This is a genomic window from Arthrobacter psychrochitiniphilus (assembly GCF_003185915.1).
In the GTDB taxonomy this organism is placed as follows: Bacteria; Actinomycetota; Actinomycetes; order Actinomycetales; family Micrococcaceae; genus Specibacter; species Specibacter psychrochitiniphilus.
The window spans coordinates 224,019-246,243 of sequence record NZ_QHLZ01000005.1; the positions used below are offsets into that span (position 1 = coordinate 224,019).

17 protein-coding genes are annotated in these 22,225 nt (G+C 61.5%); 12 read left to right on the forward strand and 5 right to left on the reverse strand.

What is annotated here, in order from left to right; translation table 11 throughout:
- Positions 1-825: 825 nt before the first annotated feature.
- Positions 826-2,472, reverse strand: a complete 1,647-nt coding sequence (locus CVS29_RS09760) for an ABC1 kinase family protein (protein WP_110106127.1) — start codon at positions 2,470-2,472, stop codon at positions 826-828.
- Between the two features lie 429 nt (positions 2,473-2,901).
- Here CVS29_RS09760 and CVS29_RS18860 point away from each other — a divergent pair, with 429 nt between their 5' ends.
- From CVS29_RS18860 to CVS29_RS09775, 3 genes are read left to right on the forward strand one after another with little or no spacing between them, the layout of a single operon-like run.
- Positions 2,902-3,453, forward strand: coding sequence for an SPFH domain-containing protein (locus CVS29_RS18860; RefSeq protein WP_245932156.1), 552 nt, complete (start codon positions 2,902-2,904; stop codon positions 3,451-3,453).
- Positions 3,395-5,740 carry a phosphoketolase family protein gene (locus CVS29_RS09770; RefSeq protein WP_245932176.1) on the forward strand — a complete coding sequence of 782 codons (2,346 nt, stop codon included), beginning with the start codon at positions 3,395-3,397 and terminating at the stop codon, positions 5,738-5,740. The genes CVS29_RS18860 and CVS29_RS09770 overlap by 59 nt, the downstream gene beginning before the upstream one ends.
- The gene (locus tag CVS29_RS09775; protein ID WP_110106129.1) at positions 5,730-8,255 is read left to right on the forward strand and encodes a plasma-membrane proton-efflux P-type ATPase; all 2,526 of its coding nucleotides are present in this window, start codon (positions 5,730-5,732) and stop codon (positions 8,253-8,255) included. The genes CVS29_RS09770 and CVS29_RS09775 overlap by 11 nt, the downstream gene beginning before the upstream one ends.
- Positions 8,256-8,388: 133 nt before the next feature.
- On the opposite strand, the gene CVS29_RS09780 is transcribed toward CVS29_RS09775, so the two are convergent.
- The 4 genes from CVS29_RS09780 to CVS29_RS18460 all read right to left on the reverse strand — a co-directional run bounded on the left by CVS29_RS09780 (position 8,389) and on the right by CVS29_RS18460 (position 13,394).
- Positions 8,389-9,666 (reverse strand): beta-phosphoglucomutase family hydrolase, encoded by a 1,278-nt coding sequence (locus CVS29_RS09780; protein ID WP_110106130.1) that lies wholly within the window; start codon positions 9,664-9,666, stop codon positions 8,389-8,391.
- Positions 9,663-12,053, reverse strand: a complete 2,391-nt coding sequence (locus CVS29_RS09785; RefSeq protein ID WP_110106131.1) for a glycoside hydrolase family 65 protein — start codon at positions 12,051-12,053, stop codon at positions 9,663-9,665. Before CVS29_RS09785 ends, CVS29_RS09780 begins: the two co-directional genes overlap by 4 nt.
- On the reverse strand, positions 12,050-12,358 hold the full coding sequence (locus tag CVS29_RS09790) for a DUF488 domain-containing protein (RefSeq protein ID WP_110106132.1): 309 nt from the start codon (positions 12,356-12,358) through the stop codon (positions 12,050-12,052). Before CVS29_RS09790 ends, CVS29_RS09785 begins: the two co-directional genes overlap by 4 nt.
- Positions 12,359-13,229: 871 nt before the next feature.
- Positions 13,230-13,394 carry a hypothetical protein gene (locus CVS29_RS18460; RefSeq protein ID WP_170120949.1) on the reverse strand — a complete coding sequence of 55 codons (165 nt, stop codon included), beginning with the start codon at positions 13,392-13,394 and terminating at the stop codon, positions 13,230-13,232.
- Between the two features lie 345 nt (positions 13,395-13,739).
- Between CVS29_RS18460 and CVS29_RS09795 the strand changes: the two genes are divergently transcribed.
- From CVS29_RS09795 to CVS29_RS09830, 9 genes are all read left to right on the forward strand, one after another.
- Positions 13,740-14,759, forward strand: coding sequence for a 1-phosphofructokinase family hexose kinase (locus tag CVS29_RS09795; protein ID WP_245932157.1), 1,020 nt, complete (start codon positions 13,740-13,742; stop codon positions 14,757-14,759).
- 307 nt (positions 14,760-15,066) lie between these two features.
- Positions 15,067-15,567: a hypothetical protein gene (locus CVS29_RS09800; RefSeq protein ID WP_110106134.1), complete on the forward strand. Its 501-nt coding sequence runs from the start codon at positions 15,067-15,069 to the stop codon at positions 15,565-15,567.
- Positions 15,567-16,493, forward strand: coding sequence for a V-type ATPase subunit (locus CVS29_RS18465; protein WP_170120950.1), 927 nt, complete (start codon positions 15,567-15,569; stop codon positions 16,491-16,493). Before CVS29_RS09800 ends, CVS29_RS18465 begins: the two co-directional genes overlap by 1 nt.
- Complete coding sequence (locus CVS29_RS09805; RefSeq protein ID WP_170120951.1) at positions 16,480-17,799, forward strand: V-type ATPase 116kDa subunit family protein; 1,320 nt, start codon at positions 16,480-16,482, stop codon at positions 17,797-17,799. Before CVS29_RS18465 ends, CVS29_RS09805 begins: the two co-directional genes overlap by 14 nt.
- The gene (locus tag CVS29_RS09810; protein ID WP_110106136.1) at positions 17,796-18,239 is read left to right on the forward strand and encodes an ATP synthase subunit C; all 444 of its coding nucleotides are present in this window, start codon (positions 17,796-17,798) and stop codon (positions 18,237-18,239) included. Before CVS29_RS09805 ends, CVS29_RS09810 begins: the two co-directional genes overlap by 4 nt.
- Entirely contained in the window at positions 18,236-18,526 is a 291-nt protein-coding gene (locus tag CVS29_RS09815; protein ID WP_146213032.1) for a hypothetical protein, read from the forward strand. Before CVS29_RS09810 ends, CVS29_RS09815 begins: the two co-directional genes overlap by 4 nt.
- A complete protein-coding gene (locus tag CVS29_RS09820; RefSeq protein ID WP_110106138.1) occupies positions 18,523-19,044 on the forward strand; it encodes a V-type ATP synthase subunit E family protein in 522 nt (173 codons plus the stop codon). Before CVS29_RS09815 ends, CVS29_RS09820 begins: the two co-directional genes overlap by 4 nt.
- On the forward strand, positions 19,032-20,780 hold the full coding sequence (locus CVS29_RS09825; RefSeq protein WP_110106139.1) for a V-type ATP synthase subunit A: 1,749 nt from the start codon (positions 19,032-19,034) through the stop codon (positions 20,778-20,780). The genes CVS29_RS09820 and CVS29_RS09825 overlap by 13 nt, the downstream gene beginning before the upstream one ends.
- Entirely contained in the window at positions 20,777-22,225 is a 1,449-nt protein-coding gene (locus CVS29_RS09830; RefSeq protein ID WP_110106140.1) for a V-type ATP synthase subunit B, read from the forward strand. Before CVS29_RS09825 ends, CVS29_RS09830 begins: the two co-directional genes overlap by 4 nt.

Consider the following 22,225-nt stretch of genomic DNA (forward strand, 5'->3'; position numbering starts at 1 on the left):
CGAAGCCAATTCGCGGCTGCGAGCAGTATATCCAGGCCCACCCTGCGGGGCTCTTGACGAGGTGGAGGAGTCGTTCGGCCATCGTGCCAAGGAAGGTCTCGATCCAGTCCTCATTCACCGGCGGGATACGCCGCGCGATGGACCGCGGCCACTTATTAATTGTCCGCGGTGGGTGGCGGGTCAGGAACCACATTCCGACGCCCGAGGCAAGGAGAGCAACAAGTGCGAGGACGGAGTCAGTTCGGTAGTACATATTGGCAGAGATGGTGGTGAGGGACAGTAGCAGTCCCGCGGCAAAGAGTGTCGCCAACACGAGATTGGAACCGGAAATTTGGATGGCCGCAGCGCTCAGGGCTTTTTCCGGGGGACTCCTGCGCGTTGCAACAAGCGGTACCGGACTGCCGCCGCCCCGCCCCGGGCACCACATGGCTGACGCCAACGTCGGATGAATCGATGCGAAGAAGGGTGAAGTAGCTCGGGCGTCCGGCGCCCAGGACGGAGGCGCTGAGTGCGGAATAGGCAAGAAAGGAGGCAAGCTCAAGACCGACCGCCAGTAGTACCAGATACACGGATAGCTGTTCAAGGGAACCCAGTGTCGGCACGGCATTGGAATATTGCGGCAGGATGATCCACCACACGGAAGCGCCATGGATGATGACGGACGCAGTCACCAAAAGCCACCGGGGGATGCGACCGTGAACCACTGCCGGGGGTGTGGGGGCCCCGCGTGTGGGAAGTCTAGGTTCCTCGGAACCCTCTACAACCGGTTCAGGCCGCCCGTCGGAAGGACTCAAGCCGGTGTCAGGGTAGGGAAATCGAGAATCATCATCTTCGTCCACCGCCCCGTCGGTGCCGCCCCGTCCATGCCAAATAGGTGCTCAACGCCCCCACTGCACCAACAGCGCCGGCAAGGAGCGGTTTCCCCCACTTTGTCAACCGCTCGCTATCCGCCGTTGCCACATCCCCGATGCCTCGGATGAAAGCGGCGGCAACCATCCCGGCAACCAGTCGGTTGCCAATCTGTTCAACACGGGCCACCATCGGCTCCAACTCGGAGGCACGCAGACGGACTTCGACGCCGTCGTCCATGCGTCCAGCCAGCCGCTCCAATTTCTCCGGCAGGTCCAGGCCGAGCTCGGCCACCGTCAACCCCAACCGGGAGAATGCCTGGGCCAGATTCCGGGGTTCAAAACGCTCCAGTGCCATGTGCTTGGCATAGGGCTTCAGGACGTTGCCGAGGCTGAAGTCAGGATTTAAGCGGGCCCCCATGCCCTCCGTCATGAGCAGCATCTTGGCCAGCAAGGCCATTTCACGAGGCAGCTGAAGACGGTGGTTGCGCAAGATCGCCAGCAGCTGGACCACCAGCGGGCCGATTTCGAGCTCACCTAATTTTTTGTCCTGGTACATCTGGACAAATACGGTTGCGTCGTAGCGTAGCGCAGCGCGGTCTGCGGTGGGCGGAGCAGTAGAAAGGTTCAGCAGCGCACTACTGATCCGGTCGGGGTTGTTGGTGGTGAGTGCCTGCAGTAGTTTGGCCAACTGCTCACGCAGAGGTGCACGCACTTCCCCGACCATGCCAAAATCAATGAGGCCAATGGTGCCCGACGTTTCGACAAACAAATTGCCGGGGTGAGGGTCCGCGTGAAAGAAGCCATCTTCAAAGATCATTTTGGCAGCGGCCCGGGCTGCCCGGTCGGCAAGGTCATGCGTGTCGATCCCCGCCTCAATCAGCCCTTCGACGTCGTCGACCTTGATGCCGCGGATCCTCTCGATGGTGAGTACCCGAGAACTCGTTGTCTCCCAAAAGATCCTGGGAATGTGGATGCCCGGGTCAGCAGCAAAATTCGCCGCAAAACGTTCCGCGTTGCGGCCTTCTTGCAGGTAGTCAAGTTCAGCGCGCAGGGTGGCTGCGAAGTCAGCCGCGATGCCGCTGAAATTGAAGTCAGCAGCAGCCGGCCACGTACGGTTCGCGTAGGTGGCTAGGTTCTGTAATATCTCCAGGTCCTCGTTGATCCGTGCCACAACACCCGGGCGGCGAACCTTGACAACAACTTCGGTGCCGTCGAAAAGTCTCGCCGCATGGGCCTGGCCGATCGAAGCGCTGGCCAAGGGTGCGTCGTCGAACGTGGCGAACAGTTGTTCCGGCGCGGCGCCCAATTCCTGCTGGATGACAGCGCGGACAGCGTCCACTGCCACAGGTGGTGCACCGTCTTGAAGTTTGGAGAGCTCGGTGAGGTAGCCCGGGGGCAGCAGATCCGGGCGGGTGGAGAGCATCTGACCGAGCTTGATGAACACGGGGCCGAGCTCTTCCAATGCAAGCCTGATGCGGTGGGGGTTCGTGATTTGGGGTTTTGAGCCCACGGCCTGTGCCACCCGCCAACGGTCCACCCCGGTGGCGGCCACGAGGGATCCTAGTCCGTGGCGACCCAGTATCTCTGCGACCTGGGCCAATCGCTCAAGGTGGGTGTTCATGCCCGTGGCTGCGCATCATCGGCGCCACCGTGGCAATTAGTGTTGTCTGCAGGTCTGCTCATACCCCTCAGTATGGGCAGTAGGGCGGGAAGTTGCCAATGGCGCCACACGGTAAAACTATCTTCTCGCAGGTGCGTCACACGGGCGTAGGATGAACCGTATCGACGGTATTTTGAACGCGAACAGTCATGATCGCGACGCCGTCGATTCGGATGCAAGTGGACGGTTTTTCAGCCGAGACGGGAGCGCTGACCAAGACGCAGCACATGGCTGAACCGGCTCCGACCGATCCACACACGCCAACCGTGAACCGGTTCCAAGTCTCTCTGAGCATTGACCGCCGGCCCCAGCTGACCCGGATCTGCCAGCGAACTTAACACTTTACGGCTTGGTTCCTTGAGAATTGAGCCCAATTCCTAGGGAGTTGTCATGACTGTCATTGTGGCCCATATTGTGGTGGTCGTGATACTGGCGCTGATTGCGCTCAAACTCTCGATCCGTGTTCTCACAGGGTACGAGATGGGTGTGTTGTTCCGGCCCGACAGGATGCCCAAGGTCCGTTGGCGGACCATCACTATGCCGATCCAGTGGCAGGGCATCATCACCCGTGAGAACGTCAGCGTGGACATTCGAGAGAGCCTCGATGTCAGGACAGTGGATTGGGGTGTGGAGGTCACCGGCGTGGAGCTCAAAGGCCTCCAGCTGGCGGACAGCATGAAGAACGTAATGGCCCACCCGCTTGCGTTGCAGTTGCGCAACCTGCAATCCCTGATCGAAATCGGCGTCGACAAGAACACGACAGTGTTCTTCCCGCCCTGCGCACCCAACAATGACAAGGGATCAAGCCATGACCAACAACACCGATGTCTGCGCAACCGCCCCGCTGCCGGGGCCCCCGTTGAGTCAGGAACTGCTGCACCGCATGGATGCCTATTGGAGGGCGGCGAACTACCTGTCGGTCGGGCAGCTCTATCTCTATGACAATCCGCTGCTCAAGCGCCCGTTGGCGCTCTCGGATGTGAAACCGCTGGTGGTGGGGCATTGGGGCACCACACCAGGACAGAACTTCATCTATGTGCATTTGAACCGGGCGATCGTGAAGTACGGGTTGGACATGTTCTACGTTTCCGGGCCCGGGCATGGCGGACCGGCCTTGGTGGCCAACACCTATCTGGAGGGCAGCTATTCGGAGATCTACCCTGACGTCAGCCAGGACGAGGCTGGCATGAAGAAACTGTTCAAGCAGTTCTCGTTCCCGGGAGGCATTTCAAGCCACGTGGCACCGACCACTCCGGGCTCGATCCATGAGGGAGGGGAGCTGGGCTACTCGCTCAGCCATGCGTTCGGGGCCGTGTTCGATAATCCGAGTCTGGTGGTCGCGTGCGTTGTTGGCGACGGGGAGGCCGAAACAGGGCCGTTGGCCACATCGTGGCAGTCCACGAAGTTCCTTAACCCTGTCAGCGACGGGGCAGTTCTGCCCATCCTGCACCTGAACGGATACAAGATCAGCAACCCCGCCGTGCTGGCCCGGATCGAGCACGAGGAACTTGATGCGTTCCTGCATGGCTGCGGGTGGGACCCGCGCTATGTCGAAGGCAGCGATCCGGAGCAGATGCACCAGCGGATGGCCACCGTGGTGGATTCGGCCATTGAGGACATTCTTACCATTCAAGCCGACGCCCGTACCGGTGGCAGTACCACCAGGCCGCGCTGGCCCATGATTGTGCTGCGATCCCCCAAAGGGTGGACAGGGCCCAAGGTGGTTGACGGCCTGAAGATCGAGGGCACGTTCCGCTCGCACCAAGTGCCGTTGCTTGTGGACGATGGCCACCCAGGTCACGTCAGCCAGTTGGAGGCGTGGATGCTCAGCTACAAGCCCGAGGAACTGTTCGACGCGGACGGGCGGCTGCTGCCCGAACTGGAGGCGCTGGCCCCGTCCGGGGAACGGCGGATGGGTTCGAACCCGCACACCAACGGCGGGCTGCTGCTGCGGGACCTGCGTATGCCCGACTTCCGCACGCACGCCGTCGCCGTGGCCGCACCCGGAGCCGTCGAGGCCAAGGACACTCTTGTGCTGGGGAATTTCCTGCGTGAGGTGATCGCGCTGAATGCGGAACGGCGCAACTTCCGTCTCTTCGGTCCGGATGAGACATTGTCCAACCAGCTGGGCGCCGTATTCGAGGTCACCGACCGCCAATGGGAGGCCCGCACGATCGAGGGCGATGAGTTTTTGGCCCCGTCCGGTTTGGTGCTGGACTCGATGCTCTCTGAGCATCAGTGCCAGGGCTGGCTGGAAGGCTATCTGCTGACGGGCCGCCACGGCCTGTTCAACTGCTATGAGGCCTTCATTCACATTGTCGACTCAATGTTCAACCAGCATGCCAAATGGCTGAAAATCACCAAGGGACTGCCGTGGCGCCGTGACATCGCCTCGTTGAACTACCTGCTTGCCTCCCACGTGTGGCAGCAGGACCACAACGGTTTCACCCATCAGGATCCCGGCTTCCTTGACCATGTGGTGAACAAGAAGGCGGACATTGTCCGGGTGTACCTCCCACCGGATGCGAATTGTCTCCTCACCGTAGCCGACCACTGCCTGCGAAGCCACCACTACGTCAACGTCATCGTCGCTGGCAAACGCGATATGCCCCAATGGCTTTCCATGGACGATGCCGAGATCCACTGCACCCAGGGAATAGGGATCTGGGAGTGGGCCGGCAACGACCGTGGCGCCGAGCCCGACGTCGTCATGGCCTGCTGCGGTGACACCCCTACCCTTGAGGTGCTGGCCGCCGTCTCGATCCTGCGCGAGCGCCTGCCCGAGCTTAAGGTCAGGGTGGTCAATGTGGTGGACCTGATGAAGCTCCAATCAGCCAGCGAACACCCCCACGGGCTCTCCGACGCAGACTACGACTCGTTGTTCACCCGCGACAAGCACATCATCTTCGCGTTCCACGGATACCCATCCCTGATCCACCGCCTGACGTACCGGCGCAGAAACCACAACCTGCACGTGCGCGGCTACAACGAGGAAGGCACCATCACCACGCCCTTTGACATGCGCGTGCAAAACCGGCTCGACCGCTTCCACCTGGTCCAAGACGTCATCGACAGGCTGCCCCAGCTCGGGGCTAAAGCGGACTACCTCAAGCAAGAGATGGCCAACAAGCTCATCGAGCACAACCTTTACATCAACCAACACGGTGCGGATCTGCCAGAAATCCGCAACTGGACCTGGGACCCGGACGGGGCATGTCATGGCCAGTAAGAAACCGGCGGCCGCCAATCCGGGGAGACCTGTCCCCGGGAGCGATGCCGCGACCGCGGAGAGCTTGAAGACGCTGCCCATGCAGGAAGTGCAGCACCAGCTGGGAACATCGCCGGATGGGCTGGGCCAGGTGGAAGCTGCGAAGCGGCTGATTCAGTACGGTCCAAACGAGATCGCCGAGCACCACGCGAATGCGCTGCTGAAGTTTTTGTCATACTTCTGGGGCCCGATTCCCTGGATGATCGAGGCCGCCGTCATCCTGTCTGCTGTGGTGGGGCACTGGCCGGACTTCTTCATCATCTTGGTGTTATTGCTGGCTAACGCCCTTGTGGGCTGGAGTGAGGAGCGCCAGGCTGGCAATGCCATCGAGGCATTGCGGGCGAAGCTGGCAGTCACAGCGCGCGTCCGACGCGACGGAACGTGGATCACCCCGGCAGCCCGGGAGCTAGTTCCGGGAGACGTCATCAGGCTTCGGCTCGGCGATATCATTCCCGCCGATGCGCGTCTTTTCGAGGGCGATGAGATTGAGGTTGACCAATCCGCACTGACCGGGGAATCGCTGCCGCTCACCTGTGCCCCTGGCGATCCAGTGTATTCCGGCTCGATTGTCCGCCGCGGCGAGATTGACGGTTTGGTCTATGCAACGGGCGCCAACACCTACTTCGGCGCCACAGCTGAACTGGTACAGGGTGCGCACACGGTCAGCCACTTCCAAAAGGCCGTGCTAAAAATCGGCAACTACCTCATCATTCTCGCTGCCGTGTTCGTTGCCGTGATAGTTCTCGTGTCGCTGCTGCGCCATGACCCGCTGCTGACCACGCTGCAGTTCGCCCTGGTGCTGACGATTGCGGCGATCCCTGTCGCCATGCCCACGGTGCTGTCAGTAACCATGGCTGTTGGTGCCCGGATCCTCGCCACGAAACAAGCCGTCGTCTCCAGGCTTGTGGCGATTGAGGAACTCGCCGGCGTCGACGTTCTCTGCTCCGACAAGACAGGAACGCTGACCCAAAACTCACTGACACTGGGGGACCCGTTCTGCACCGATGGTGTCACGGCCGCAGAGGTGATCATTGCCGGGGCGTTGGCCTCCCGCGCAGACAACGACGACCCCATAGATCTCGCTATCCTCGGCGGGCTCAGCGACCCTGACGCACTGCACGGATACACCGTGACGGGCTACCAGCCCTTCGACCCGGTCAGCAAGCGCACCGAGGCCACCGTCACGGAAAAAGGGGCCGGTACAGGAACAGAGCAGCCCACGTTCAAGGTCAGCAAGGGCGCGCCGCAGGTGATGCTGGCCCTGGCTACTGACGCATCCGCAGTGAAATCCGCCGTCGATGCGGCGGTCAACGATTTCGCCACCCGCGGGTACCGTTCCCTCGGCGTGGCCCGCACCGGTCCGACGGGTGACTGGCGCTTTCTGGGCGTCCTGCCGCTGTTTGATCCTCCGCGTGAGGATGCTGCGGCCACCATTGCCACCGCCCGTGAAATGGGTGTGGAAGTGAAGATGGTGACCGGGGATGCGTTGGCAATCGCCAGGGAAACCGCCGTCAAGGTCGGTTTGGGTGCGAACATTCTCGACGCCGCCGGCCTGGGGGAGGTGCAGAAGACGGAAAGCGCCGCAACTGCCGAGTCTATTGAAAGGGCCGACGGTTTCGCCCAAGTCTTCCCGGAACACAAATACCACATTGTCGAGGTCCTGCAGCAGCGCGGCCACATCGTCGGCATGACAGGCGACGGGGTCAACGACGCCCCGGCCCTCAAGAAGGCGGACTGTGGCATTGCGGTGTCCGGTGCCACCGATGCCGCCCGTGCTGCGGCCGCGATTGTGCTGCTCACCCCGGGCCTGTCGGTGATCATCGATGCGATCAAGATCAGCCGGCGGATTTTTCAGCGGATGAATTCCTACGCCATGTACCGCATTGCCGAGACGCTGCGCGTGTTGCTCTTCGTCACCCTCACCATACTTGTGTTCAACTTCTACCCGGTCACCGCGATCATGATCGTGATGCTCGCACTGCTAAACGACGGCGCGATCCTCTCGATCGCCTACGACAACGTCCGCTATCGCAGCCAGCCAGAAGCGTGGAATATGCGCGTGGTGCTGGGGATAGCGACAGTGCTGGGTGTGCTCGGCCCGATCGCCGCCTTTGGCCTGTTCTACCTTGGCGATCGGGTCTTCGGCATCGGCCGTCCCCAGCTGCAGACCATGATGTATCTGATGCTGTCGGTGGCCGGTCACCTAACCATTTTCCTGACTCGCACACGCGGCCCGTTCTGGTCCATCCGGCCGGCCCGCATCCTGCTGTTCGCCGTGTTGGGGACCCAAGTAATTGCCACGCTCATTGCCGTGTTCGGACTGTTTATGACACCGCTGGGATGGGGGTGGGCGGCCTTCGTCTGGGGTTACGCCATCCTATGGGCGTTGCTCAGCGACCGTGTCAAGCTCCTCGCGTACAAGGTGCTTGATCCTGCCGTTGCACTAGCTGCTGGGGGCGGTCACAAGATCCGGTGAGAGCTCGCTGGTGCTGCAAGAAAACTCGAACCGGTCCCCACCTAGAACACTGTCCCCACCTAGAACACTGGCTCCACCTGGAACACGGAGCGCACATTAGATCCTTGCGTATGGCGTCGTCGTGTGTTCGGGGTTAGTTGTAAAGCCGGCTGTCGAACACGGAACGGGGCTGTTGCTGTGGGCTAGGGTGGGCGATGACCACGCGAGTGCCGTCCGGGTCGTGGCCCTCAACGAACGTCACCCCTGCGCTGGTATGCGTGTAGGTGTAGGCGCCGCGGTCCTTTAATACCTGCTCGAAGTGCGTCAGAGCCTGGGCACTATCGGTGGCCCACATCAGGTGTTGCTCGCCAATGCCACCCGTGGGGTGTCCCTTGCGGCTACCTTTGGCCACCAGATAAATCTCGAAACCATCCGGAGATAATATCAGCGCTCCGTTGCCGTGGCGCAGGGCGAGAGTGCAGCCGAAGACGTCCTGATAAAAACTCAGAGAGCGTTCCAATTCGGCGACGACGATGACGGCGGATGCAACCTTCGCTGTGTAGTCCATTCTTCCATTCTTGCCCCGTTCAACCGGTCTGGCTAGGGCGGGTTTTTCGCCGTCTTTGACCGGAGCTGCATCCGGATCAAGCAGTAGATCGGCCAGATCAGCAAGGACAACATCGGCACCGTGTCGCCGTAATTGGTCGGCATAGTCGTGGGTGCCGTCGGTGTCGTGATGATTGACGCCAATCACCAGAGCAAAGTGGCCGGCTTTGCCTGCCTCTACCCCCGCCAAGGCGTCTTCGATGACCACGGCCTTGGCAGGATCCACACCCAGCAACCTGGCACCTTCAAGGTAACTGTCCGGTGCGGGCTTGCCTGCCAGATTGCGTTCCTTGACCACCTGGCCGTCAACACGGGCGTTGAAAAGTTCGGCTATCCCCGCAGCGTCAAGCGCCGCTGCTGTGTTCTCACTGGCGGAGACCACAGCAGTGGGTGTTCCTTGGGCATGCAAGGCCTTCACCAGCGCCACGGCGCCGGCGTAACTTTCGATGCCACTGGTTTTGAGGGCGTGCAGAAGCAGCACGTTCTTACGGTTTCCGAGCCCTATGACCGTGTGGGCGTCAGCAGCATCCCCATCCGTTCCTTCGGCCAGGGTGATACCTCGTGCGGCTAAGAAATTTCGCACCCCGTCGGCGCGTGGTTCGCCGTCAACGTAGCGCTGGTAGTCATGAACCGTATCGAACGGGCTGAAGGACTTTCCGAGCCGGGCACCCTCTTCGTGGAGGAATTCGTCAAAAGCCTGCTTCCAGGCAGCGGCGTGCACCGAAGCGGTCTTCGTCAGAACACCGTCGAGGTCAAAGAGCCAAGCGTCATAGGCGGCAATGTCCACAGCAGCGTGTCCGCCACCGGGGTGGTGCAGGTTACTCATGGTAAGTCCTTCGCTGTGCGGATCCTGCGGCGTCCACTGCGCAGGAGAGGTTCGCGGCCCGCCGGCTGGGTGGGACGGTTGGCTTCTTCGGGGGCCAGCACCAACGCCGGTGTGGGGCACGAAGTAGATTCTTTTGTCACGATGACGGGCTCACCAAAATGGAATATCTCCAAGGCTGTACCTTCCAACAGCTGGTAAATCGTGAGGCCAGGGATGGTTTCGACCTGCAGGCACCGCCCCTGAAACAGGACGCGAAAGCACACCCGAGTCAGGCCCTCGGGTAGGCGCGGGGCAAAACGTAGCGTGCCACCTCGTTCACGCATACCGCCCAGACCGGCAACCAGGGCAATCCACGTGCCAGCCAGCGATGCGATGTGCACGCCGTCGCGAGTGTTGTGTTCAAGATTTTCCAGATCCATCAAAGCTGCCTCGGCAAGATAGTCATAGGCCAAGCTCAAATGACCTACTTCGGCGGCCATCACGGATTGGGTGCATGCGGACAGCGAAGAGTCGCGCACGGTGAGACGTTCGTAATAGCGGAAGTTCGCGGCCTTTTGTTCCGCGCTGAAGGCATCCCCGCGCAGGTGCATGGCAAGGACCAGGTCTGCCTGTTTCACCACCTGCTTGCGGTAGAGGTCGAAATACGGGAAGTTCAGCAGCAGCGGGTATTCTTCGGCGCTGGTACCGGCAAAATCCCACTCCTGGTGCGCCGTGAAGCCATCTGCTTGCGGATGCACCGCGAGGATGTCGTCGTATGGGACCATCATGTCCCGGGCGGCATCGCCCCACGCTGCCATCTCCTCCTCGTCAATGCCCAGTTCACGGGCCCTGTCCGGATTTCTCTTGGCAACCTCGACGGCGGAGACCAGATTGTGCTGGGCCATCAAGTTGGTATAGATGTTGTTATCCGCGACGGCACTATACTCATCGGGACCGGTGACCCCGTCGATGCAGAATCGGCCTTGGACATCGTGGTGGCCTAGGGATTGCCAGAACCGTGCGGTCTGCATCAGCAATTCCAAACCAATCTTCGCCTCGAAGTCAGTGTCCCCGGTGGCGTTCATATAACGGACGAGCGCGTCGGCAATGTCGGCACCCACGTGGAAGGCTGCAGTTCCCGCCGGCCAGTAGCTGGAGCATTCCGCTCCTGTGATGGTGCGCCAGGGAAAAGCTGCCCCTTTCATACCGAGCTGGGCTGCCCTATCCAACGCGGGCTGCAGGGTCGAATGCCTCCATGCCAAGGCATAAGCAGCAGCTGTGGGGACGGTGTATGTCAGGACAGGAAGAACAAAAGTCTCCGTGTCCCAAAAGGCGTGCCCACCGTAACCGGTCCCTGTCAGGCCCTTGGCGGGGATAGCCCGGCGCTCGGCCCGGGCCCCTGCCTGCAAGACGTGGAACAACGCGAACCGGACAGCCTGTTGGATCTCGGCATCGCCATCCACTTCGACGTCGGCCCGGGCCCAGAAATCATCCAGATAGGTCCGCTGTTCGGCCAGTAGTCCCTCCCAACCGCTCTGGTGTGCCCCCGTCAGGGCGGCGTCCACCTGGTCGCCAAGCTCTTGGCGGGTTCGTTCCGCGGACCAGCCATAAGTGACGAATTTGACGAACCGCAGCCGCTGCCCCGGCTCCAAAATGACCGTCATGCTGACCCTGCCCATATCGGTGAAGCTCTCGCTCAGCACCTGCATGGAGTCTGGCCCATCCACCAGATGATCCATGGCTGCAGCCACCAAAAGGTTGCTGAGCTCGGTCCTGTGTACCAGCTCTACTCGCATGCCGTCGCTGGCGTGCATCTGCGAGCGCAACGGTGACTCCAGCACGGCCGCTGCACGGGGGTCTTCACTGCCGGGAGGCAACGGCTCGTTGACGACCAACTCTGACTGGATCACCAAGCGAACCGGGCCGTCGACTGCCTCAATTTGATACTCGATGGCAGCGACGGAACGTTGGACCAGTGACACGAGCCGGGTTGATGATACGTGGACGGTCCGCCCTGCTGGTGAGGTCCAAAGCGCATTGCGCCGCAGTACACCGGCAGCAAAGTCAAGGACTCGTTCGTGGCTGTGGAGCGTGCCGTAACGCACATCGAAGGGTTCATCGTCCACCAAAAGCCGGATCAGCTTGCCGTTGGCCACATTAATCATGGTCTGGCCGGACTCTGGGTAACCGTAGCCGGCCTCCGCATAGGGCAGTGGGCGTAACTCGTGGACACCGTTGAGGTAGGAACCCGGCAGCTCGTACGGTGCACCCTCATCCAAGTTGCCCCGCCAGCCGATATGGCCGTTGGAGAGCGCAAACAAGGATTCGCTCTGCGCCAGCACGTCCAGATCCAGATCCGTCTCACGCAGGCACCATGCCTCGCAACTGAACGCTGGATGCGAAATCACGCGGACGCCGGATTGTTTTGGACCGAATCAGCCAAGGCCCGCAGGTGTTCAAGGGACCCGGCGCCTTGAGGCTCTTCACTTTCGCTCCGGTACCGGCGGCCGAAGTCTTCGAGGCGTTCCGGATCGTGGCCGTACCACTTGCACAACCGTGTTGAGAAAAACACCGTCTTGCACCACTCATCCAGATTCGCTTTTTCCCTGCTCAGGCCGTGTGACCAGATACGGTCTACCAGCACCCGGGAACCCTCCCCGTGCGCCCTGCCTTCGTAGATGCGGCCCGCCCTCACCTTGTGTATGTCCGCCATGACCCGGCATTCCTCTCCTCGGCACCAGTCTCGCAGTTCCGGTTACCCGTGGCTAGGACGTATGTGTCAAAAGCATTATTTCCTTGGCCCGTATTAACTACGAACCATAAGAGGGTCGTATCCGTTGCGATGGAACGAACATTTCCGGTGTGGTGGTGGAGAAGGATGCGCTGACCGTGTGCCGTGCGAAGTGGGGCACCTGCGGGGTCGGGTAGCAACGGCTTTCCGGGCACGAGAAGCTTCGTCACAAGATCCTGCGCCGGGCACTGCACCAAGCGAGAAACGGTAACCACCACATACAAATGGTCGATGACCTCATGCACACACTCGCCGGCACAGCCCACATCAGTGACTGACCACACGTTAAGCCCCCGCTAATCACATCAGGAACCGTAGCCGACGCCGCAACAGTCCTGTTTCGCCGACTCCGATTGGGTGTCCGGGATGACGAAGGCCACCAGACAAAGACGCAATGACAAGATCCAAAAGTGGCTACCCAGAATCCATCAGACTGCTAATCGCATGAGGGCTCCGCTGGCAGCGTCCCAACCTGCAGACCCTGGAGTATCAGCAAAGGAGCCGCGCAACGATGCCTCAAGGAACAGCCAGCCACTCACGTCGCCAAGATCTCAAGGTCACAGCGAACCGACTCGGCGGTTGTTAGAGTCTCAATCGTCACCCCATCCCCGGATGCCAGGGCGTTGGAAACGTTAGAACATGCAATGGCTGGCACCCTTTCCCCAATAGGGCAAAGGTAGCTGGCTGGCGGACAGCGATCCGCGCCGCCCTTGCCTTATGCCGGAACGCTGGTCAAACCGCTAACTCGCCGGATTCTGGAAGCACTTCGACGGTCCATGTGGTTCGCTTCGGATCACGTCGTCTCATTCCTAGCACGGGCGCGGTCCCGAGTAGCGACGATGTCCACGGGCTGGCCCGTGGACTGGGCTTCACGCTGGTTGAGGCGTTCCTCGACGCTCTCCTTGGTCAGGCTGGCGGCTATCCTTGATAGCCAGGCCTCGGGATTGCTGTGAGGCATGGCTGCTGCAATCACGTGCCTACGCGGATTTCTCGGTATAACCATCCGGTGTTTCACCAGGCTGCCTTCGGAAGTGGAAGTCTAGTGGCAATCCTTGCGCCGAGGGCTGGTGTGGACGTCCAGGCGTCGCCGTATTCGTCTTCCTGAGGTTGGCTATTGGACAAGACGTCATCTCTGCGAAACATGCGCTGCTCGTTGCCAGCCCAGATGAAGGCGCTGGAACACGCATGGACGTCATTGCTTTAGTGTCCTATGCTTCTATCCACTAAGCAGAGCTGTCTTTTGCGCAGTCCGGGCCTGCAACGCAGTAGGACGGAAACGAATCCTGGGGGTACCAGTTAAGCCATGGAATCGGTCGATTCACAGGTGGTCAGCTCGCCAAGGATGGGACTCACGGAAGCCTCTTCCTTGTGGAGCTCCAAACCAATCCTCACTCTCACCATGAACCCCGCACTGGACGTTAGCACTTCAACAGACCTCGTCTACAGTGGTCACAAGCTCCGGTGCGGCCGTAGCAGCCTCGATCCGGGAGGTGGTGGGGCAAACGTAGCCCGGGTGATACAACGGCTTGGCGGTCAAGCCTTGGCTGTGTTCACCGCAGGCGGTACCACCGGAGACACCTATCGCCGGTTGATGGAAGCTGAAGGGATCCCTGTTTTGGTGGCAGCAGTCGGTGGGATAACCCGGCAAGACGTCACGGTTGATGAGAACTCGACGGGGAATCAATTCCGATTCGTCTTGGAAGGTCCCGAGCTCAGTGAAGGGGAGTGGCGCACCTGCCTGAAGATTGTTGGCCGGTCCATCCGAGCAGGTGGATATGTGGTTGCCAGCGGTAGTCTGCCGCCGGGGGTACCGGAGGACTTTTATGCCCGAGTCGCGCGGCTGGCACGAGAGGCCGATGTGCGGTGCGTGGTGGACACCTCTGGGCCGGCACTTACAGAAGCCCTCGCTGAAGGAGTCTTCCTGGTCAAACCCAGCCGGCGGGAACTGGCTGAACATGTCGGCGCGGCCCTTGACAGCGAACAGAGCCAAATCGACGCGGCTTCATCACTGATTGCAGAAGGGCGCGCAGACTACGCCGCGCTGACACTCGGAGAAGCCGGGGCCGTGCTTGCCTCCAAGGCCAGCGTCATCCGGTTACCGACGCCGTCGGTGAAGGTGGTCAGCACCGTCGGAGCCGGGGACAGCTTTCTGGCCGCATTTGTTCTGCGGCTCGCACAGGGAAACACGGCTGAGGCGGCATTGAGAACAGCAGTCGCCGCGGGAAGTGCCGCGGTGATGTCACCGGCAACAGAACTGTGTTGCCGGGACGACGTCGAGCGCCTCGAAGCGGAAATGGTTGCCAGAGCACTCGAAACTAATTGAGGTGACTGACGGTTGAGCCAGATTCGCGTATCTGCCAAGGGGGAGTCTCCAACACGGCGTCGGTGTCCGGCCTCGCACGTTCACAACTCTCAGGCCAGCGCTGGGAGTCGAACTGGTAGCCTTCCCAGGATGGTCTAACGGGCGGAATCGCTACGGCTAAGTTCAGCGCAGTAGATAGCCAAAGGACCCGAGAAACGTGACCCACCTTTCGATTCATTGTCCTGCAGCGTCCACGGCCAGGCCGCTGCAGCACAGGAACGGTCCAAGACCAGTAATCGGGGCACAACAGTGTGGGCATTGAGAGGCCATGACAGCAGTGCGCTGGACCGAAATGGCGCCTACACTGGGCCCCAGAGACATTCCGATGGAGGTCGTCGTGGCGCGATTGAGTATTCTTGACCGTTTCAGGCCTGTGGGTGCGCCAGGCCCGGCTGGCCCGTCAGGTGTCCCAGCCGTTGACGACCAGGGCCCCGCGATGGAATTGACGCCTGTGTTCGCAGCCTTGGCCGCCGATGTCAAAGCGGGTGAATTGCTGGTCGAGGAGGCTCGTCGCCAAGCCGAACATGACGTAGCGGCGGCACGGACCCAAGCAGCGGCCATGGTGTCCCAAGCTCGACTCGATGCCAGTGCGGCACGCGCCGAAGCGGCCGCCCAGGTTCAACGTGAGGCCCAGGAGAGGGATTCGCGGGCTATGGACCAGGCTGCCCTGGAGGCCAATGCTCTGGAAGAGTCCGGATTAGCCAGGATTCCCGCCGTCGTCGCCAAGGTCATCGACACCCTGCTCAGCCCACGGAAAGCTGGACGGTAATGGAGGCGGGCTGGGTTGCGGCATCCGTTCGGGCCCGATCCATGGCGCAGCGCCGTGTGGGGGCTGGTACCAGCCGTACACTGGCCACAGAACCTACCTTGGATGCTGCACTCTCCTCACTGCAAGAGTCAAGCTATGCGGAACGACTCCACGGCGTGTCAAGTCTTTTCGTCGCTGAACGCGCCGTTCAGGAGGCCTGCTTGTGGCAGCTTCGAGTGCTTGCTGGCTGGCTTCCAGCCTCCGGCACCGCACTCGCCCGGGCCGCGGCGGGCATTTTTGAAATTGAGAACATTGTGGCTTTAGCCCACCAGCTCGACGGCGGCCCACCAGCTCCTGAGCCCTATCGTCTGGGTACGCTGGCGACCGCCTGGCATCGCCTCAGTTCGGCTGGTTCACGTGAGGAACTCGCCACAATCCTGCGCACCTCGCCTTGGAAGGGTGCCGATGGCGGTGGGCGGGGACCGCTACGGCCCGCGTTGACCGTGGCCTGGGTGCGCAGGCTGGCCGTCATCGCACCCCCGGCGCAGTCGTGGTGCGGCGCCGTGTGTGTCCTTACTGCTGCACGGAGTCTTACGGTTGACGGCGTTCTTCCGGAACGAGCGCTTCTGAACTTGTTACGCCCTGTTCTTGGCCGGGCATGGGAAAGCGCAGACAGCATCAGCAACTTTCGCACAGCGCTGCCGCCGTCGCTGCAAAAAATAGTCGGCGATATTGACTCGCCGACTGAACTTTGGCGCGCGGAGGCCCGTGCGCATACCGCTGTGGAGTCGGATGGATTCCGGCTCCTGCGCCACTCCAGACCCGGACCTGACGTTGTGCTGGGGGCTATTGCTGTCCTGTCGATGGATGCGTGGCGCGTGCGGGCCGCCCTCGCAGCGGCTGCCGCCGGTGCCGGCTCAAGCGAGGTGCTTGATGAGGCCGCGTGAATCGCTGGCGCCAGCCCGGATGCAGCGGGTAGCCCTAGTGGTGGCGGAACAGGACAGGGCGAGCATGCTCATGGAAATTGCCCGCAACGCGCTGGTGGAACTGGACCTACCCTACGAGCCCGGCAATGGCAGCGGGGAAGTGGACAAGGCCGCGGCGGCCGCCGTCGTCAACGGGCCCACGGCAGCGTTGGTGGGCTGGACTCCGCAACACGGGATTCCCGCACTCACCGAAGCACTAGCCCCGCTGGGTGCCGCAGTTGTTCCGCTGCCCGGGCCGAGGTGGATCCAACCTCCCACGTTGTTCGGTGGAAGCAGCCGTGAAGGAATGTCTCGGACACTCGTGGACACGTACGGGACAGTGCCGTACGCGGACCTTGACCCTTCACGCCTCGCGGCACTGGCCTATGTCCTGATGTTCGGAATAATGTTCGGCGACGTCGGACATGGGGCGATGTTGCTGGCCTGCGGTTTAGTGTTGCGCAGCGGGCGCATCAAAAAACTTGCTTCCCTAAAAAGGGCCTGGCTTTTTGTGAGTGCCTCCGGGATGGCCGCCATGGTTTTCGGAGCACTATACGGGGAGGCCTTCGGTCCCACAGGACTGGTTCCTGTGCTGTGGCTGGAACCTCTAGCCAACCCGGTGCCACTTCTGTTGGCAGGCCTGGGTGTCGGGGCTTTCCTGCTTGCCGGAGCTTACGCCGTCGGCACCATCAACCGTGTACGGGAGGGAGGCTGGGGCTTGGCGCTCTATGCCCGCTCCGGTGCTGCAGGTTCACTGTTGTTCCTATCCGTGGGGCTCCTCGTTTGGGGGCTCGCCGCGGGCATCGGAATCTTGACCGCCACCTCAATCGTGCTTAGTTCTGGCTCACTCGTCTTCATTTTCATTGGCCTGTACGTTGAAGCCGGAGGCGGGGGTACCGCCGTCGTCCAAGCATTCATCGAACTCATGGACACGATCATCCGGCTGGGTTCCAACATTGTCTCCTTTGCCCGGCTCGCCGCGTTTGGGTTGACTCACGCCGCCCTGTTGATGGTGGTCTGGAACGGTACGACGGCGTTGTGGGTGCCAGGGTGGCGCGCAGGCGCTGCGGTACTGCTGTTCCTGGTGGGGAACATTGTTACCTTTGCGCTGGAAGCCCTGGTCGCAGGAATTCAGGCACTGCGGTTGGAGTATTACGAGTTGTTCTCACGCATTTTTCAAACAGAGGGGCGCCCCTTCAAACCGTGGGCGCCGGAAGCAACCACCGTCGGCAACCCGGCCACCACAACGGCCGATACAGGCATCCCAGCTGAAAGGCAACTACCGTGAATCTCTGGCTCGTCACCATTCCCGTGTTCCTGATCGCCGCCACGGGAGCAATTCTCCTCGTCAAACGCTGGCGAAAATCGGCGTTCAAATTTCTGCTGGCCATCAATATCGCGGTGATGGTAGGAGCCCTAGCGTTGCTCGTTGGGGCTTTGAGCTCCGGTCCGGCTGCCGCGGCCGGTGGAGTGGAACCAGCTGTCGCAGCCGCAGCCGCAGCCGCGCCGCCCGGTGCCGGCGGCGCGGCCTTGATAGCAGCAGCCATCGCCGTAGCAGGTTCCTCGATCGGCGCTGCCTTTGCCGTGGCTTACACCGGATCGGCTGCTTTGGCCGCGATGAGTGAGCGTCCTGAGATCTTCGGCCGGGCAATGGTTGTAGTTGGCCTGGCCGAAGGAATTGCCATCTACGGCCTCATAATTGCCATCATTTTGATAGGCAAAGCGTGAGTACGCCACGCGCATCGACCCCTGAAAATTTGTTGTCCAGTTCCAGCGCGCCCAACACCATCGCACCCGATAGGATTGCCGCGATCGGTGAACAGGCCCTCTTGGCCGGGTTCCAACTCGCCGGCGTAACCCTCCACGCGTGTGAAAACGAGGCAGAAACCCTCCACGCATGGTCTGCACTGCCAGTTGAGACAGCACTGGTGATCCTCACACCTCGTTCAGCACGGGCCTTGGGGCCGGCGCTCTCGGACTCGCGCTCACCCATGACGTTGGTGCTTCCATCATGAACGGGCTGACGCCGGTGTCTGAGGCCGCCTTGGCGCCGGTGCGGCAGGCGCTGCGGGCATCGGCCGAAAGCCAGGTCGCCGAGTTCCGCAATGGCGCTCTCCAGGAAGTGTCGGCCATACTGGCTTCAGCGCAGGCAGAGGCTGCCCAGATTGTCACCAACGCCGCAGCGGCGGGGGCCGCATCGGCCCGGACCGAGGCAGCACTGCGCTCATCCCGGGTGCGCAGGGAGGCACACGAGCTGGTGCTCGCGCGGCAGAGTTCAGTGATAGAAGAACTCCGCCACCAGCTGGCGGGGACTGCATCAAAATTGCAAAGCGACCCTCGATACCCGGAGTTGTTGGCAAGGTTGCGGGAAAACTGTCAAGACTTGTTGGGACCTGAAGTGAGTGTTTCCTCGAGCAGCGACGGCGGTATCATCGCTGTTGCAGGTTCGCGCCGGTTGGATCTTTCCCTTCCCGTTCTTGCCGAGATGACATTGGACTCCCTGCCCGAGGCGCGTGAGTTGTGGAACCGGTAGCAGAGGGGAAGGATGGGCAAGTGGTCCGGGTCAGTGGTCCACTCGTGGAGATCGAAGGTGTGGAGAGGCTGTCCATGCTTGAGCTGATGACGCTCGGCCCGCAGAGGATTGCTGCAGAAACCGTGGCCATCGCGGGCACCAAGGCAACGTTGCAGGCTTATGAGTATACGGGCGGGTTGAAGGTTGGCGATGTTGCCGCAGCGACCGGTGCGGAGTTGTCCTCTCTCATGGGGCCGGGCCTGCTGGGTCAGGTGTTCGACGGACTCATGCGGCCCCTGTCTTCGGCGCCGATGTGGCTGACACCTGCGCGTTCGCAATCCACGGCAGATCCGGTGGTTCTGGCGCGCGAGTGGACCTTTGTTCCCACTGCTGTGCCCGGTACGAACGTTTCCGCAGGCGACGTCCTCGGCACCGTGCCAGAGTCTGGATCGGTGGTCCACCGCGTGCTGGTTCCTGCCGGCGTTTATGGCGTGCTCAGCTGGGTGGCCCCGGAAGGCAAGGTTCGCGTGCTTGATCCGATCGCTGTAGTGGCTGATCACGTTGTGTCGCTGGCCGAGCGTGTCCCGATTCGTCGTGCTCGTCCCTTTCTGGCTCGGCACACCGCAGCCGTTCCATTGCACACCGGCCAGCGGGTCCTGGACTTGGTTTTCCCGCTAGCACGTGGTGCCGCGGCGACTGTTCCGGGCGGCTTCGGAACGGGCAAGACGATGATGCTGCAACAGGTAGCCAAATGGAGCGATGCCGACGTCATTGTCTATGTGGGTTGCGGGGAACGTGGCAATGAAATGGCCGACGTCCTCGACGGACTCTCACAGCTCGAAGATGCAAGGACTGGGGACAGGTTGATTGATCGTACGGTCATCATCGCCAACACCTCCAACATGCCCATGATGGCACGAGAGGCCAGTATCTTCACCGGGATCACTGTGGCGGAGTACTACCGCGACATGGGATACGACGTCGTCGTCATTGCCGACTCCACCTCGAGGTGGGCTGAAGCCCTGCGTGAATTCGCCAACCGCAACGGCGATCTACCTGCTGAGGAAGGCTATCCGGCCAACCTCTCCTCCGAGCTGGCCTCCTTCTACGAGCGGGCAGGACGGGTGACGACACTGGGTGGGCAAAGTGCTTCGGTAACAGTGATAGGGGCTGTCTCTCCGCCCGGTGGTGATATGAGTGAACCTGTCACCACTGATTCCCAACGCTTTGTCCGGTCGTTGTGGATGTTGGACCGGGACCTGGCCTACTCCCGCCACTATCCCGCGGTCAGTTGGACGGGTTCATTTGCTAGGGACGCCGAAGAGTTGGGCAACTGGCATGCGGCCAACGGGCAGCCCGGTTGGGCGATCCGCCGGGCACGCACCGTCGCCCTTCTGGCCGAGTCGGACCGGTTAGCTGAACTCGCGGAAATCATCGGACGGTCCTCGCTGCCCGGGCATGAGCAAGTCCTGCTGCTGGGAGGGCGACTGCTGCGCGACGGGGTGCTGATGCAAAACGCCCTCAGCAACAACGACGGCTACTGCTCACTGGAGAAAGGTGCTGCGCTACTGGACCTGGTGTTCGACGTCGTTGACGCTTGCCAGCGGCTTGTGGAGCGTGGTGTGGCAGTGGCCAGCATTGAGGAAGCTGATTTTGGGCCGGTACTGAGGGCCCGCGAGGAATTCGGGCCCTCCGACGATGCCTCGGTGCGGGCCCGAAGTGCAGAAGTGCTTGCGGCTTTAGAGGCACTGCAATGAAGGACTCGACCGGACCGGCCAAGGAGCCTATTGAAGGCACGGACCCCGCGCCGCTGTCTGATCGCTTCGGCGCGCAGATCTCCCATGGCGACATCCGGGAAGTTCGGGGGCCACTGCTTGTAGTGGGCGGGGCTGGCGGTGTTGGGTGGGACGAATTCGCCACCATTGACCTAGCCGGAGGGGAAAGCCGTCATGGGTTGGTGCTGGAGGTGGACCGGGATCTGGCAACCTTGCAGGTGCTGGAAAGTACAGATGGTATGTCCCTGGGCGGAATCGGGGTCCGGTTTGACGGCCGTCCTCTGCATGTCCAAGTCGGCACCCAGTGGCTTGGCAGGGTCTGCAACGGTCGTGGGGAACCGCTCGACGGCGGGCCACCGGTGACGGGCACGGCAACACTGCCTGTTAGCGGGTGGCCGCTGAATCCGGTTTACAGGGAGCCTCCACAGGAGCCAGTTCTGACCGGCATCTCAGTGATCGATGGGTTAATGACCCTTGTCAGAGGACAAAAGCTGCCTATCTTCTCGGTGCCGGGATTACCTCACCTGACGCTGGCCACCCAGATAGCGGCACAGGCCACCTCCAGCGGCCAGTCGTTTCGGGTGGTATTTGCTGCCATGGGGTTGACCCATGCGGACATCGCCTTTGTCCGGGATCGTCTTGAAGAACGCTCTGCAGAGAAGGAACTGATCCTGCTACTGAACGCTGCCGACGATCCGGTCATAGAACGCATCCTCACCCCGCGGATTGCGCCAACGATCGCCGAACACTTGGCCTATACCGAAAGTCACGATGTTTTGGTGGTCATGTCCGACATGACCAGCTACGCCGAAGCCGTACGTGAGGTGTCCGCCGCCCGGCGCGAAATCCCGGCCCGGCGTGGTTACCCAGGCTATCTGTACAGCGATCTTGCGACCCTTTACGAACGCTGCGGGAGGGTCAAGGGACACGATGGTTCTGTGACGATTGTGCCGGTGCTGACGATGCCGGCAGGCGACATCACTCATCCGGTGCCGGATCTGACCGGATATATCACGGAAGGTCAGATCGTCCTTGCCCCCGACATAGCCGCGCGCGGCATCTATCCTCCGGTGGATGTCCTGTCCTCGCTTTCTCGGCTAATGCGCAGTGGCGCAGGCAAGGGTCGGACCCGGGAAGACCACCCCGATGTGGCGGCACAGGTGTTGGCCGCCTTGGCGCGCGCGCGGCAGGCCACCGAGCTGGCCGAGCTGGTGGGTGAAGCTGCTTTGAGCGAAACAGACCGCAGCTACATTTTGTACCGAACCTTGGTGGAGAAGGGACTTTTTGATCAAGCGCGGGATGAGAGCAGGACTTTGGAAGATACCTTGGGCCGGGCCTGGACGGCTTTGGCGGCACTTCCGGATAAAGAATTGACGATGCTGCCCAGGGTGTTCTTGGATCGATACCTGCCCAGAAGTGGCAGCTGA